The organism is Pseudomonas sp. 05N434, from assembly GCF_056396965.1.
In genome coordinates this window covers 1-14209 of record NZ_JBFTMK010000094.1, presented here as the reverse complement: position 1 = coordinate 14209, position 14209 = coordinate 1, and the positions used below count along the sequence as shown (strand labels likewise).

Here is a 14209-nt window from a genome sequence, read left to right as displayed (position 1 = left end):
GAACGGCGGCAGGTCGTAGGACTGCAGAAGAGGGTTGTTCACGCTCACGGTTGGCACCTTGGCTGGAAAACATGCGGAAGAAACATGCGCCCATCTTAATTACAATCGACGCTCACCGCAGCTATCGGCAACAGAGAGAAACCCTATCGTGACCCTTCGCAAGTATCAGAACTACACGCCGCTGCTGGGCAAAGGCGCTTTTGTCGACGGCTCGGCAGTGGTGATCGGCGACGTCGAAATCGGCGAAGACAGCTCCGTCTGGCCGCTGACGGTGATCCGCGGCGACATGCATCGCATCCGGATCGGTGCGCGCACCAGCGTGCAGGACGGCTGCGTGTTGCACATCACCCATGCAGGGCCATTCAACCCCGATGGCTTTCCGTTACTGATCGGCGACGATGTGACCATCGCGCATAAAGTCATGCTTCATGGTTGCGCCGTGGGCAACCGGATTCTGATCGGCATGGGCAGCATCGTCATGGACGGTGCGGTGGTCGAGGACGATGTGATCATTGGCGCCGGTAGCCTGGTGCCACCGGGTAAGCGCCTGGAAAGCGGTTTCCTTTATGTCGGGAGCCCGGTGAAACAGATCCGGCCGCTGACGGACAAGGAAAAAGCCTTTTTCACCTACAGTGCAGCGAATTACGTGAAGCTCAAGGACCTGCATCTGGCCGAAGGCTACGACCAGCTCTAAGCCTCTTGATAACGGAAAGCGTCTCGCTATTGCTCAGGAATTTCCATGCATTACCAAACCGTACTGTTCGACCTCGATGGCACGCTGACCGACCCGCGCGAAGGTATCACCCGCTCCATCCAGTTCGCCCTGAGCAAACTGGGTATCGATGAACCGGACCTGACCAGGCTCGAACATTTCATTGGCCCGCCATTGTTGCAGGCGTTCATGCAGTTCTATGACTTCGACGAACCCAAGGCCTGGGAGGCAGTGAACTTCTATCGTGAACGCTTCAAGGTCACCGGCCTGTATGAAAACCGCGTGTTCGACGGCGTCACGCCTCTACTGGAAACCCTCGGTGGCCAAGGGCGGCAGCTGTACATCGCGACCTCCAAGCCATGGGTTTTCGCCCGGGAAATTGCCCGGCACTTCGACTTCGCCAAGCATTTCAAGATGATTTATGGCAGTGAGCTGGATGGCACGCGGACCAACAAGGTCGAGCTGATTGCACACTTGATGGCCGAAGAAGGTCTCGACCCGGCCAATACGCTGATGATCGGCGACCGTAAGCACGACCTGATCGGTGCCCGCAGCAATGGGCTGGACGCGGCAGCGGTGGGTTATGGGTTTGGCAGCCGGGAAGAATTGAGCGCCGAAGCACCGGCGTATCACTTCGAGACGCTGGATGAGTTGCATCAGGCGTTTTTGCAGCGCTGAGCAAATCCCTTCGCGGGCAAGCCCGCGAAGGGGCCCGTTCAGCCACCGGAATTCGCTGATCCTGCCAACGCCCTCAACGCCGCCTTGCGCTCCCCAACCGGCAACGTACCTACCTTCTCCACTGCCGCATAAAACCTCACCCAATCACCATCGACCTGCCTGAACAGTGCGGTAAACGCTGGCACCCACTGGTCATACAAACCAAACGGCAATAATCGGGCGTTGTTCATCGGGGCGTTGATCCATGCATCGTAGCGATTGTTGCCAGCCCATTGGCTGTCACRCAGGGTCCTGTACTCACGGCGCAGTTGTTCGAACTCGGCCGCTTTTCGCTCACGCATTTGGTCGGCCGGCAGCGGTAGGGCGTAAAGCCGTTCAAGCCGGGTGCGGGTGTCCAGAATCAATTGGATGAACTGGTCGCGTTGGCGTACCAACGCTCCATTATCCGGCGGCATGTCTCGGAATGCGCGCCATTGGCGAGTGCCTTCCTGTTCGACGAACGTGGCGAAGGACTCGTTGAACTCGGTGTCGTCTTTCACATAAAAACGTTGGTGCGCGAGTTCGTGGAATATCAGCGTCGCCAACCGCTCGTCGCCCCACGCCATCATCGAGCTAATAATCGGATCGTTGAACCAACCGAGCGTCGAATAGGCCTCGACGCCGCCGATCGACACGTCCATACCTTGCAGGCGTTGCAAGGCGGCCTCACCGCGAGCAGCGCTCTGACTGTAAAAACCGCGATAAGCGACGCAGCCGGCGACGGGGAAGCAATGGTTCTGCGGCTTCAGCGAAAACTCCGGCGTGGCGAAGACATTCCAGACTACAAACGGTCGGCCGATGTCGGCGTACAAGCGGTAGCTCTGGTTGTCCGGCAGATGCAGGTGTTGGCTGGCGAACGTTCGGGCCTTTTGTGACTGGGCCAGGTGCGCACGCAATTGCCGATCGCGGTCGGGGTCGGCAATCACATTGGCAATCGGCTCCCGGGCCCGCAGCAAGTGCAGCTGACCACTGGCCAATTGGCCGTAATAGCTGACGCTCGCGCAGCCATTGAGCAACAAAAGAAAAACACCCGGAAACAAAATGCGTAAAACGCGATCAAGTAACCCAAGGCTTGGACGCGGCCTGATCAAAATAAAAAAATCCCTGGAAAGTCTGCCCGCAAGACTATCCCGCCTATTGGAGCTCCGCTATGCGCAAATTGATGCTGACGGGAGGCCTGCTGATGCTGGCCGGCTGTGCCGGATTGCCCACCCCTGATCCTTCGCAGGCCTGGATCGATCTTGATCCATTACAACAAGACGCCGCGCTGCAAGCGCTGAAAGTCGATGACAAGGCGTCCATCGACAAGCGCTACTTCCAGGTGCAGCCCGGCAGCCATGAGCTGAAGGTTCGCTATTTGTTCGCGGTCCAGCCAACCAACATTGGCCCCGATGCCGAGCCGTTGTGGCGCGACTGCCAGTTGAATGTGAAATTCAAGGACTTCAACGCCGGGCAGCGGTATCAGCTGCAAGCGGGGAATATCGGCTTTCGGCCGTGGGCAAAGCTTTATGATCAGCAGCGAAAAGTGATTGGGCAGGGTAAGCCAGCGGGCTGCCAACGCACCTGATCGGCGCTATGCTGAATGATCAGTCCTTGGGATATTCATCATGCGCAGGTTGTTGCTGTTGCTCGCTGCAGGTGCCTTTGTCGGCTGCACGAGTCCGTTGCCGGCGGTCAATCCGCAGATGGCCTGGGTCGACTTCGCTACGCCAGTTCCCGGCGGGAAACTGCTGATGGCCGATCGTCTGGACAACCAGCGGTTGAGCGATGGCCGTTACTTTCAGGTCACCCCGGGTAGTCATGAGCTCAGGGTACGTTTTGACTTTGAAGTGTTTGGCGGAGGACCGGGGTTGCTGAACACTCCTCTGGAGCGAATATGCTACCTGACCATCAATTACGACCATTTCGAGGCCGGCCAGCGTTATCTGTTGGAGGCTCGCTCCATAGCGTTCAGCCCCAGCGCCCGGCTGTATAACGCCAAGCGGGAGATTGTCGCCGAAGATCGCGAGAGCTACTGCCTCATGTGAGGCGAATCAACGGTCATTTTTTTGGTAGATGATTTTCTTCGTGCCGCCGTCGCACGTGCCGACCACCATATTCTGATCGTGCACTTCGTCGTTGGTGACGATTTCCAGGGTGTAGGACGAGACGTTATTGGCCTGGATCTTGGCTTCGATCTCAGCCTTGAGTTCCTCACACGATTTGGTTACCGCGAGAGCCGATGTGGCCAGCGTGCAACAGATAACCGCCAAGGCAAAACGTTTCATGGTTGAAGCTCCCTTGAGGCAGCGCGCACGGTGATGCGCTAAAGCTGCTGTCATTTATTCGACCACAATTACGCCAGCCATGTTTTGTTCCAACGCAAAAAAAGATCGCAGCTTTCGACAGCGCTTACCGATCAATCAATAATCCAGGCGCTGCCGACGGCTGCGATCTTTTATCGGTTTAGCTGACCAACGTCGCATCCAGGCTGATTTTCGCATTCAGCACCTTGGACACCGGGCAGCCCTCTTTGGCCTTGTTGCTCAATTCCTCGAATTGCGCCTGGGTCGCCCCAGGGATTTTCGCCTTGAGGATCAGTTTCACTGCGGTGATTGCAAAGCCGCCGTCCACCTGGTCCAGAGTGACTTCGGCATTGGTGTCGATGCTGTCGGCCTTGAGGCCGGCATCGCCGAGAATCATTGAAAATGCCATGGAGAAACAGCCCGCGTGGGCCGCACCGATCAACTCTTCCGGATTGGTGCCTTTACCGCCTTCGAAACGGGCCTTGAAGCCGTAAGGGGCTTCTCTGAGTACGCCGGTTTCCGTGGAGATTGAGCCAATGCCGGTTTTCAGGTCACCTTCCCAATGAGCCGATGCTTTCTTTGTGATAGCCATGTCTGCCTCCTCAAGATCCGGCGCGAAACGTCGCGCCTTCGTGGTTTTCGGTTACCAGGGTTCTGAGGATAGACCGTCAGGCAAAGTTCACCTCATCTGATCAGTCCTCTAATCGTGCAGGAATTTTGTCTCTTCTATTGAAACTCGGGTATATGCCCTCATTGCATAGAACACGCTTATAGCCTCGGCAGGTTTTCGTTGGTGAAAAAACCTGCTTACCCATTGGAGAAGCAGGTTTATGAAACGACTGTCTGAGATCAAGTTTTCGACCCTCGATCTGGTGCCCGTGCGCGAGAACGGCAGTGCGGCCCAGTCTCTGCGCAATTCCCTGGACCTGGCGCAGCACGTCGAAAAATTCGGCTACAACCGCTTTTGGGTCGCCGAACACCACAATATGGACGGGATCGCCAGCTCGGCGACCTCGGTCCTGCTGGGCTATCTGGCCGGTGGCACTTCGACCATTCGTGTCGGCTCGGGGGGCGTGATGTTGCCCAACCATGCGCCGCTGGTGATCGCCGAGCAGTTCGGCACCCTTGAAAGCCTGTATCCAGGCCGGATCGACCTGGGCCTGGGGCGCGCGCCCGGCTCCGATCAAATGACCGCCCGCGCCTTGCGTCGCGAGCGTTCCGGCAGCGCCGACGATTTCCCGGAAGACGTGGCCGAGTTGATGCGCTACCTCGGCCCACGCACGCCGGATCAGCGGATCATTGCCATGCCGGGTACCGGCACCAATGTCCCGGTCTGGTTGTTGGGTTCGAGCCTGTTCAGTGCGCAGCTGGCCGGTGAGCGCGGATTGCCCTACGCCTTCGCTTCACATTTCGCACCGCGCTTCATGCATGAAGCGATTCGCGTCTACCGCAACCACTTCAAGCCATCAGCGGTGTTGGATAAGCCTTACGTGATGCTCGGTGTGCCGCTGGTGGCGGCAGACACCGACGAGCAGGCCGATTACCTGGCCACTTCGGTGTACCAGCGGATTCTTGCGTTGATGCGTGGCCAGAGCCTGGTGCAACGCCCACCCGTGAAGACCATGGACGGCCTGTGGCTGCCCCATGAGAAAGAAGCGGTCGGTGATTTCCTGGGGCTGGCGATGGTCGGCAGCCCGCAGAAAATCCGCGCCAAGCTTGAGGTGCTGATCGAACAGACCCAGGCGGATGAACTGATTTTCACCTGTGACCTGTATGAACATGCCGATCGCGTGCACTCCTATGAACTGTTGGCGCAGGTCATGAAGGGCTGACACTTAAACGGCATCCACAAAAAGCCGACGCCATGGCGTCGGCTTTTCGTTATTGAGGGAAGTCAGCCCTGTTTGTAAACGATTACCTTGGAGCCCTTCTCGCATTTTCCGACGACTTTTCCACCGGCAGCAGTGCCTTTGTCGACGATCTCCAGCGTGTAATTGGAAACACCCTTGGCGTCCAGTTTTGCAGCAATTTCGGCTTTCAGCTCTTCACACGACTTGACCTGGGCAAAGGCTGTTCCCGCAAGGCTCAACAAACCTACCGCCAGAATAAACTTCTTCATGGGTTGCACTCCTTGGTCGGATCAATAGAGGGAGGGCATCCAGCTACCGGATGCGCTCATTCTGTAGCGCTTTGCTGTTTCCTATGGCATTCAGTCGTCGCGCAAGTTCAGACGGCTGGCTCAAACTCAGCTGCTGGCAATCCGGAACCCGACTTTGAGTGTCACCTGGAAGTGTGCAGCTTTGCCGTCTTTGATATGCCCGCGAGTTTCGGTCACTTCAAACCATTCCATGTACTTGAGGCTTTTGTTGGCTTCGGCCAAGGCATTGTTGATGGCGTCTTCAATGCTGCTGGTGGACGAGCCAACCAGTTCGACTTTCTTGTAGGTGTGATGGTCAGACATGGCGTTCTCCTTGAGGTGTGAAATACAGCCTAGCAGTGATTTTTCTTATTTCTTCTGTCGACCAATCCGTAGTGACGTTCAGATTTACTGCACTTTCTCGAACCCCTGAAGTCCCAACCAACACACGTCACTCATCAACAATGCAGGAGAGCCATCATGGCCAACACGTCGTTACGCAACGCCTCATTGCAAAGCATGGAAGCCGAGATCGAGAGTCTGTTGAAATCGTTGGAAAGCTTGAAGGACGACGCCTCGGACGAGTCGCGTAAAACTATCAAGACGTTGAAAAGCAACGCCGAGAACGCGCTGAAACACTCACGCCATCTGCTCGCCGATGCTTATGAAGAGGTTAAGGTCAAAACCCGTGAAACCGGGATCGCGACTCGTGACTACGCCCAGGAGCACCCTTGGACTACAGCCGGTGTTGCCGTTGGTGCGCTGGGATTGCTTGCGGCCTATTTATTGTTCAAGCGCGGTCATTAAGGTGTCTGGCGCAGTTCGTTTTTAAGCCACTGCGCCAACTGCCGAGCGCGCCCGTCCGCGGCGCGCTTGGGGAGCCACAACGCCAGTTGCGCCGGGGTTTCACGGAAGCCCCATGGCGCAACCAGGCGACCGGCCTTCACGTCTTCGGCCACCAGCGGCTCGGGCGCGATGGCCACGCCCAGCCCGGCCACTGCCGCTTCCAGCAAATAATACAAATGCTCGAAGCCCTGACCGTACTTCAGCGCCTTGTCGTCGAGGCCGCTTTGCTGTGCCCAGATCGGCCAGGCTTGCGGACGTGAGGTGGTGTGCAGCAAGGGTTCGCTCAACAGTGTGCTTGCTGGTGCGTTTCGTAGCCTTTCGTAGCCGGCAAATCGCGGGCTCATGACCGGGCCGATGCGTTCGCTCACCAACTCGTAGACCTGCATATCCGCCGGCCACGGCGGCTCGGCAAACACCAGCAGGGCATCCAGACCGGGCCGTCGTGGATCGAGATCGCCTTCGCCAGCCGACAGGTGCAAGCGCAGATCCGGCAGGTCCGCATTCAGGCGCCCCAAACGCGGAATGAACCAGCGCGCCAAAAGACTGCCCGAGCAGCCGAGCACGAACGGCGCATCGGCGGTGCTTTGGGTCAGCTCGGCGCAAACGCTGCGCAAACGCTCGAAGGCTTCGCCGCTGGCATCGCGCAATCGAACGCCGGCATCTGTGAGTTTAAGGCCGCGTCCATCCTTGAAGAACAGGCTCACGCCGAGGTGTTCCTCCAGTACCTTGAGTTGCCGGCTGACCGCGCCATGGGTGACGTGCAGCTGTTCGGCAGCCTGACTGACGCTGTTCAGGCGGGCAGTGGCTTCGAAGGCGCGAAGCGCGTTCAGCGGGGGGAGGTCATGGCTCATGGGATCTGTGAGTTTTCCTGACAGGTTGCGGCGATCTTATCGGTTTTCAGCGTGGGATGTCAGGGGTAGAGTGAACCCCATCGTCACCTCTCGAATACAACTGGAGCGACCCATGACCCAGACTAATCTGCGCAACGGCCCCGACGCCAACGGCCTGTTTGGCGCGTTCGGTGGCCGTTACGTCGCCGAAACCCTGATGCCGTTGATCCTCGATCTGGCCCGTGAATACGAAGCAGCCAAGGAAGATCCGGCATTCAAAGAAGAATTGGCCTACTTTCAGCGTGATTACGTCGGACGTCCAAGCCCACTGTATTTCGCCGAACGCCTGACTGAGTTCTGCGGTGGCGCGAAAATTTACCTCAAGCGCGAAGAGCTGAACCACACCGGCGCGCACAAGATCAACAACTGCATCGGCCAGATCCTGCTGGCGCGGCGCATGGGCAAGAAACGCATCATCGCCGAGACCGGCGCCGGCATGCACGGCGTGGCGACCGCCACCGTGGCCGCGCGTTTCGGCCTCGAATGCGTGATCTACATGGGTACCACTGACATCGAACGTCAGCAAGCCAACGTGTTTCGCATGAAGCTGCTGGGCGCCGAAGTGATCCCGGTAGTCGCGGGCACCGGCACCCTCAAAGACGCAATGAACGAAGCCCTGCGTGACTGGGTGACCAACGTCGACAGCACCTTCTACCTGATCGGCACCGTGGCCGGTCCGCACCCGTACCCGGCCATGGTTCGCGACTTCCAGGCCGTCATCGGCAAGGAAACCCGCGAGCAGTTGCAAGCCCAGGAAGGTCGTCTGCCAGACAGCCTGGTGGCGTGCATCGGCGGTGGTTCCAATGCCATGGGCCTGTTCCACCCGTTCCTCGATGATAAGAGCGTCGAGATCATCGGCGTCGAAGCGGCCGGTTACGGCATCGAAACCGGCAAACACGCGGCCAGCCTGAACGGTGGCGTACCAGGCGTGCTGCACGGTAACCGTACGTTCCYGTTGCAGGACGATGATGGCCAGATCATTGACGCGCACTCGATTTCAGCCGGTCTCGACTATCCAGGCATCGGCCCGGAACACGCCTGGTTGCATGACATCGGCCGCGTCCAGTACACCTCGGTGACCGACGACGAAGCCCTCGATGCATTCCATAAGTGCTGCCGCCTGGAAGGGATTATTCCTGCACTGGAAAGCGCCCATGCCCTGGCCGAAGTGTTCAAGCGCGCACCGACCCTGCCGAAAGATCACCTGATGGTGGTCAACCTGTCCGGCCGTGGCGACAAAGACATGCAAACCGTGATGCACCACATGGAAAACTCTCAACAAGTGCAGTCCAAGCAGGAGAAACACTGATGAGCCGCCTGCAAACGCGTTTTGCCGAACTCAAGGAACAGAACCGCGCCGCCCTGGTGACCTTCGTGACCGCCGGCGATCCGAGCTATGACACGTCCCTGGCGATCCTCAAAGGCTTGCCCGGTGCCGGCGCCGACGTGATCGAGTTGGGCATGCCCTTCACTGATCCGATGGCCGATGGTCCGGCGATCCAGTTGGCCAACATTCGTGCCTTGGGCGCCAAGCAGAACCTGGCGAAAACCCTGCAAATGGTTCGCGAGTTCCGCAAAGGCAACAGCGAGACTCCGCTGGTGTTGATGGGTTACTTCAACCCGATTCACATGTACGGCGTGCCGCGTTTCATCGCTGAAGCCAAAGAAGCCGGTGTCGATGGCCTGATCGTGGTCGACATGCCGCCAGAACATAACGCTGAATTGTGCGACCCGGCACAGGCGGCGGGCCTGGACTTCATCCGTCTGACCACTCCGACGACTGACGATGGGCGTCTGCCGACCGTACTGAATGGCAGTTCCGGATTTGTTTACTACGTGTCTGTGGCGGGTGTGACCGGTGCGGGCGCGGCGACTCTGGAACATGTCGAAGAGGCCGTCACCCGTCTGCGTCGCCATACCGATCTGCCGATCAGCATCGGCTTCGGTATTCGCACACCGGAACAGGCAGCGGCCATCGCGCGTCTGGCTGATGGTGTGGTGGTGGGGTCGGCGCTGATTGATCACATCGCCAACGCCTCGACCCCTGATCAGGCTGTGGAGGGCGTACTCAGCCTGTGCGCGGCCTTGTCCGACGGCGTGCGTAAAGCGCGGGTCAGCTGAAAGTAAGAGAGGAATTAGTGCCTCGCGGCACAGCACATACAGCAAGACCGAGGGCTTCAGGACTATGTTCTGAAGCCCTTTTTGCTTTCAGGGCAACTCCAACCCACCCGCAGCCTTGTGCAACTTCCTCAAATGTTCGCCAACCTGTTTCAGGTTCTCTTCGTTGGCGGCCATTTCAGCAGCGCGGCTTGGCTCGAGCAGCGCTCGCACTTCCTTGTCGAGGTCCCCGGTCAGCACTTGAAGCTGCTTCTGACGCAGATTGCTTTCCGACTCCAGGCGTGTCCACTCGTTCGGCTGCGGCAAACCATAGCCACCGGTGCCGAGCAGTTCGGCCGGACGGCTGAGGAAGCCGCTATTGGCGAGAATCTGCTGCAAGGTGGCGTTGGCTTTATCCATGCCGCCGTTGTTCAATTCCCGAGCGCCCAGGTAGCGCTGTTTGACTTCGTCCTGGGCCAATACTAATTGTTGGCGGAAGCTCGCCTGCTCCAGTAACAGCAATGCCGCGCTGGTGCGCAGGTCCGCCTGGTCAATCCATTTGCGGCGCTCATCAGCTTTCAATGCCAGCCAGTCTTCGACCTTTTCCTGCTTGATCGGCAAGTGCTTTTTCAGCACCTCGAACATCGCTTGATAACRCTCGCGGAAGGAGTCGAAGCGATAGCCCAGGCGTAACGCTTCGCGAGGGTCGTCGAGCACGCTGGTATCCGCCAGTCCGCGGCTCTTGAGTACTTCCAGCAAGCCGTTGGGCATGATGCTGTCGAGCCCTGTCAGCTGGGCATTATTGCTGCCGCTGCGCAGCAGTTTCAGGCTTTCCACGGCGCAGTTGTTGGACAGGAAGAAGTAATTGCCGTCGTAACTCCAGTGCATCTCGGCGGCGTGCTCCACCACGTCTTCGATCTCGCTGCGCGACAGGTTCAGCGGCACCGAGGCCAGGCTGCGCAGTTCGGTCTTGGTGTATTCGTCGATCACCTGGGCCAGCGGCAACACAAACAGGCGCGATGGGTATTTGCCCACCAGCCCATCCCAACTCGACAACTGTACGTCACCGACGAAGGCGCGGTAGGACAGCACCAGATGTTGATCCAGATCGAGGCGGCAATCCGGCCCGCGAGGCCGACCGGGCGCGCAGATCACCAGTCGCAGCATGCTGTGACCCCAGCGGCTGACCCAGTTCTGGTTGGCTTCTGCCAGCAGATAGTCGACGGCATACACCCGTTCCGGATCGACCTGGCCCAAGGGCTGTTTGGCGAAATCATTACCGGCATTGAGGAAGGCGAATGATCGGGCGCAGGTGTCTTTGGCGGCGGGCGCCCAGCCGAAGTGTTCTTTGTAGTAGCGATACAGCGCAGGGCGACGGCAGGCATAGCTTGGGTCGAGGAGGAAGTACTCCATGTTGACCGCGACGAACTCCTTCGGGCTGCTCGTCTCGTAGATGTCCGGGCTGCGTTGTGTGCAGCGCTGGATCAGTGTGCGCTCGGCGTCCGGCCACAGGCGTGCGCGGTCGTAGATGTGGGTGAGCTCGTGCAACACCGTGGCGAGCAGTTCCTGACGCACGGTGCCGTGGGGACGATAGGTTTTTTTGGTCGCGGCGCTGCCGTCGGTGAGGCTGGCGAGCAGGTTGCGATTCAGGTCGAGCTCGGACACCAGCGATGCCTGGCCATAGGCATTGCTCGGCATGTTGTCGGTCCAGCCGACATCGATGTGCCGGTCCAGCTGCTCGGTGAAGCGTGGCGGTAACGCCTGCATGGCTTCATCGAGCAGCGCCTGACTGGCCTGCTGTTGCGCGGGGCTCAGGCCGTCGGTCTTGAGCCGCAATTGCAAGCCGGCCTGGGCCGTGCTGCCAAGCAGCAACACAACCCCGGCCAGCAGCCAGGCGCTTAGTGATTTCACAGTGCGAGGACGGCTTCGGCGAGAACCTGATCACTGGCGTCGCGGGCTTCCGGTACGCGGGTGCGCAAGGTATCGAAGGCCGCTTCCAGGTGTGCACCACGGATTTCACCCTCGCTGGCGACGAAACTGGCCGCATCGTCGTGGGCTTCACGGACGATCTTCGAATCGCGGATGGACGTGGTGGTATCGGAAGTGAAATCAAGCGTGCGCTGGGAGGCACGAATGATCATGTTGCTGGTGGCTACCAGGGTGTGGGCCTGGGCCACGTCGGCCAATAGCAGCAGGCCAAGGGTGGCAGCAATCAGCGGGCTACGCATGGAGTGACTCCGGAGAAACAAGGATAACTATTGGACGAGAATTGCCTGCGCCAGTTCAAGGTCGCTGGCATGAAGTTTTGGCTGGGTCCGGCGCAGGTAGATCAAGGCCGATTCCAGTTGTGCTCCTCGCAGTTGGCCGTCACTGGCGATGAACGCTGCAGCGTCATCCCGGGCGGCGATCAGCATTTTATGGTCGAAGGGCGCGGAGGTCACCATGCTGGTGGCGTAACCACTGGCTACGGTGCCTTGTGTGGACAGGTTGAAAGCGTCGAAGGCATGGGCCGAACCCGACCAGCAGGCCGCGAGAAAAACCGGAGTGATCAACAGACTTGAAAGAAAACGCATGAGGCTCGATAGCTGAAAGCGAGCCCCAAGGCTAGCGCAATGCCCGGACTAGAGCCAGCGTCGAAACATCGGGACACGACGGGCGTGTCCCGGTTCAGCGCAGTTGCCTAGATCGTCAGGATGGCCTGGGCCAGCTGTGCGTCGGTCGCATTCAGTTGTGGAGCCTGTTGGCGGATATGGTTGAGCGCGCTTTCCAGTTTCACGCCACGGATGGCACCTTCACTGGCAACGAAGCTGGCGGCATCGTCACGGGCAGCACGGACGATTTTGTTGTCGCGAAAGGAGGACGAGACATCCGAAGTCGCGTCGGAGGAAGCCTTCAGGCCATTAACGATGGAGTCGGTGGTCACGATAAAACTGGAGGCGTGGGCATTGGCAGCCATGGCAAGCAGGGCTGCAGCGCTGAGCAGGCGAAGGGGGGACATGAGGTAGCTCCTTTGGATAGACCGATAGAGAGGTGGCAAAGGATCAGACGCCTATCGTCTTAAAGCGTTCGCCACGTTTTATACAGATATTAGGCCTGCGTACATCGGTTAGAATAGTCCCGCTTGTTCATGCAGGCGAGCGCAGACACCCTTAGAATAAACTGTACTGGTTGTTTTTATATATTTAAAAACTGTAACTGTCGGTAGTTTTCTCTTCTGTACGCCCCCAATATGAAGCCCTAAAACGACAAAACCCGTCGTGGTTTCCCACGACGGGTTCTGTTTGTTCAATTCGGGTTGCTGGCGGTGGACCCGGTGGGTCAGAGCCAGCGACGCTAACTTAGCGCCAGAACGGCTTGCTCAGCTCTTCGTAGCGTTGTGCTTCGCTAATCCCGGCGTCAGCCAGCAGACGCGAATCCAGGCGAGCCAGTTGATGGCGGCTGGAGATGCGGCGCTGCCACAGCATCAGGTTGGCGATAACGCGCAAAGGCAGGGAAGCCTGGGTTTTTGCAGCAGTGTCTTCGAAGAACAGTTCGGAACTGAGTGTACGTTCCATGGTTGACATCCTTCCGCTTATGGCGGGATTAGGTAGTGGTTTAACTTTGACTGATGCCAATGATCCTCTCGTTTGGCCAGTCTCTGTAGATACAGTTCACCTGTATTGTGAGAGACCAGTTAACTGTTAAACGGTGGTGTACTGGTCTAAATTGAGGCAACTGTACCTATCAGCACCATTATGGTGCATTTGTAGGGCTTGGGCTGGAAAAGGTAGGCAATTACGGTAGGAAAAGACCGGTACAGCAGTACAGTTTTTGATTGAAAAGAATACTCCAATAGCAAGCTGACGAAACTGTGTTTGCGTCAGCTGCTATCTGTATCAATTACACCGCCAGCATGCGCCCGGTTTCTTCCAGGTTTATGTGCCAGCTCAGTGCGTCACGCAGGATATGCGGGGTATGCCCGCCGACTGCGCAAGCAGCAGTGAAGTAGTCATTCAGGGCCTGGCGATAGTCCGGGTGAACACAGTTATCGATAATGACGCGGGCCCGCTCGCGCGGGGCCAGGCCACGGAGGTCGGCCAGGCCGATCTCGGTCACGAGAATATCGACGTCATGTTCTGTGTGGTCGACGTGGCTGACCATGGGGACCACGCTGGAAATCGCCCCGCCCTTGGCGATCGACTTGGTGACAAAAATCGCCAGGTGCGCATTGCGCGCGAAGTCGCCCGAGCCGCCGATGCCATTCATCATCCGCGTGCCGCAGACGTGAGTGGAGTTGACGTTGCCGTACAGGTCGAACTCCAGCGCGGTGTTGATGCCGATGATGCCCAGGCGCCGCACCACTTCGGGGTGATTGGAGATTTCCTGGGGGCGCAGCACCAGCTTGTCCTTATAGTGCTCCAGATTCCCGAATACATCGGCATTGCGCCGGCTCGACAGGGTGATCGAACTGCCCGAAGCGAAGCTCAACTTGCCGGCGTCGATCAAATCGAAAGTCGAATCCTGCAGCACTTCGGAGTACATAGTC

Annotated in this window: 20 protein-coding genes; 8 read left to right on the top strand and 12 right to left on the bottom strand. The window is 58.4% G+C overall.

The features are described 5' to 3' along the window. The first annotated feature begins 148 nt into the window (after positions 1-148). Together AC1DLB_RS08870 and AC1DLB_RS08865 are read left to right on the top strand one after the other, a co-directional pair. Complete coding sequence (locus tag AC1DLB_RS08870) at positions 149-694, top strand: gamma carbonic anhydrase family protein (protein ID WP_007940736.1); 546 nt, start codon at positions 149-151, stop codon at positions 692-694. Between the two features lie 45 nt (positions 695-739). Further along, positions 740-1390 (top strand): HAD family hydrolase, encoded by a 651-nt coding sequence (locus tag AC1DLB_RS08865; protein WP_086945262.1) that lies wholly within the window; start codon positions 740-742, stop codon positions 1388-1390. A gap of 38 nt (positions 1391-1428) precedes the next feature. Here AC1DLB_RS08865 and AC1DLB_RS08860 read toward each other — a convergent pair whose 3' ends face one another. Beyond that, complete coding sequence (locus AC1DLB_RS08860; protein WP_477784883.1) at positions 1429-2520, bottom strand: aminopeptidase; 1092 nt, start codon at positions 2518-2520, stop codon at positions 1429-1431. A gap of 59 nt (positions 2521-2579) precedes the next feature. Between AC1DLB_RS08860 and AC1DLB_RS08855 the strand changes: the two genes are divergently transcribed. Then, the gene (locus AC1DLB_RS08855; RefSeq protein ID WP_018927245.1) at positions 2580-2996 is read left to right on the top strand and encodes a PA0061/PA0062 family lipoprotein; all 417 of its coding nucleotides are present in this window, start codon (positions 2580-2582) and stop codon (positions 2994-2996) included. A gap of 40 nt (positions 2997-3036) precedes the next feature. After that, the gene (locus AC1DLB_RS08850) at positions 3037-3456 is read left to right on the top strand and encodes a PA0061/PA0062 family lipoprotein (RefSeq protein ID WP_064615701.1); all 420 of its coding nucleotides are present in this window, start codon (positions 3037-3039) and stop codon (positions 3454-3456) included. 6 nt (positions 3457-3462) lie between these two features. On the opposite strand, the gene AC1DLB_RS08845 is transcribed toward AC1DLB_RS08850, so the two are convergent. Further along, entirely contained in the window at positions 3463-3696 is a 234-nt protein-coding gene (locus AC1DLB_RS08845; protein ID WP_018927243.1) for a DUF1161 domain-containing protein, read from the bottom strand. A 178-nt stretch (positions 3697-3874) separates the two neighbouring features. Next, complete coding sequence (locus tag AC1DLB_RS08840) at positions 3875-4306, bottom strand: OsmC family protein (RefSeq protein ID WP_008152515.1); 432 nt, start codon at positions 4304-4306, stop codon at positions 3875-3877. A gap of 238 nt (positions 4307-4544) precedes the next feature. On the opposite strand from AC1DLB_RS08840, the gene AC1DLB_RS08835 reads away from it, so the two are divergent. Next, positions 4545-5546, top strand: a complete 1002-nt coding sequence (locus tag AC1DLB_RS08835; RefSeq protein ID WP_064615703.1) for an LLM class flavin-dependent oxidoreductase — start codon at positions 4545-4547, stop codon at positions 5544-5546. 62 nt (positions 5547-5608) lie between these two features. Here the strand turns inward: AC1DLB_RS08835 and AC1DLB_RS08830 are convergent, their stop codons facing one another. Continuing rightward, positions 5609-5833 carry a DUF1161 domain-containing protein gene (locus AC1DLB_RS08830; protein ID WP_018927241.1) on the bottom strand — a complete coding sequence of 75 codons (225 nt, stop codon included), beginning with the start codon at positions 5831-5833 and terminating at the stop codon, positions 5609-5611. A gap of 126 nt (positions 5834-5959) precedes the next feature. Further along, on the bottom strand, positions 5960-6175 hold the full coding sequence (locus tag AC1DLB_RS08825) for a dodecin (protein WP_018927240.1): 216 nt from the start codon (positions 6173-6175) through the stop codon (positions 5960-5962). Positions 6176-6331: 156 nt separating this feature from the next. On the opposite strand from AC1DLB_RS08825, the gene AC1DLB_RS08820 reads away from it, so the two are divergent. Further along, the gene (locus AC1DLB_RS08820) at positions 6332-6658 is read left to right on the top strand and encodes an ElaB/YgaM/YqjD family protein (RefSeq protein WP_018927239.1); all 327 of its coding nucleotides are present in this window, start codon (positions 6332-6334) and stop codon (positions 6656-6658) included. Here AC1DLB_RS08820 and AC1DLB_RS08815 read toward each other — a convergent pair. After that, positions 6655-7548: a LysR family transcriptional regulator gene (locus AC1DLB_RS08815; RefSeq protein WP_477743514.1), complete on the bottom strand. Its 894-nt coding sequence runs from the start codon at positions 7546-7548 to the stop codon at positions 6655-6657. The genes AC1DLB_RS08820 and AC1DLB_RS08815 overlap by 4 nt on opposite strands. Before the next feature lie 112 nt (positions 7549-7660). Here AC1DLB_RS08815 and trpB point away from each other — a divergent pair, with 112 nt between their 5' ends. After that, positions 7661-8896 carry a tryptophan synthase subunit beta gene (trpB, locus tag AC1DLB_RS08810; RefSeq protein WP_477784882.1) on the top strand — a complete coding sequence of 412 codons (1236 nt, stop codon included), beginning with the start codon at positions 7661-7663 and terminating at the stop codon, positions 8894-8896. Then, on the top strand, positions 8896-9708 hold the full coding sequence (gene trpA / locus AC1DLB_RS08805; protein WP_018927236.1) for a tryptophan synthase subunit alpha: 813 nt from the start codon (positions 8896-8898) through the stop codon (positions 9706-9708). The genes trpB and trpA overlap by 1 nt, the downstream gene beginning before the upstream one ends. An 87-nt stretch (positions 9709-9795) precedes the next feature. On the opposite strand, the gene AC1DLB_RS08800 is transcribed toward trpA, so the two are convergent. The 6 genes from AC1DLB_RS08800 to AC1DLB_RS08775 form a co-directional block, all read right to left on the bottom strand. Next, a complete protein-coding gene (locus tag AC1DLB_RS08800; RefSeq protein ID WP_477784881.1) occupies positions 9796-11595 on the bottom strand; it encodes a DUF7844 domain-containing protein in 1800 nt (599 codons plus the stop codon). Further along, positions 11592-11912 carry a DUF2388 domain-containing protein gene (locus tag AC1DLB_RS08795; RefSeq protein ID WP_111453141.1) on the bottom strand — a complete coding sequence of 107 codons (321 nt, stop codon included), beginning with the start codon at positions 11910-11912 and terminating at the stop codon, positions 11592-11594. Before AC1DLB_RS08795 ends, AC1DLB_RS08800 begins: the two co-directional genes overlap by 4 nt. 27 nt (positions 11913-11939) lie before the next feature. Further along, a complete protein-coding gene (locus tag AC1DLB_RS08790; RefSeq protein WP_018927233.1) occupies positions 11940-12257 on the bottom strand; it encodes a DUF2388 domain-containing protein in 318 nt (105 codons plus the stop codon). Between the two features lie 107 nt (positions 12258-12364). Then, positions 12365-12682, bottom strand: coding sequence for a DUF2388 domain-containing protein (locus AC1DLB_RS08785; RefSeq protein WP_064615713.1), 318 nt, complete (start codon positions 12680-12682; stop codon positions 12365-12367). Positions 12683-13022: 340 nt separating this feature from the next. Next, a complete protein-coding gene (locus AC1DLB_RS08780; RefSeq protein ID WP_018927231.1) occupies positions 13023-13238 on the bottom strand; it encodes a DUF1127 domain-containing protein in 216 nt (71 codons plus the stop codon). Positions 13239-13563: 325 nt separating this feature from the next. After that, on the bottom strand, positions 13564-14209 hold a 646-nt coding region (locus AC1DLB_RS08775; protein WP_477784880.1), incomplete at its 5' end, for an acetyl-CoA hydrolase/transferase C-terminal domain-containing protein.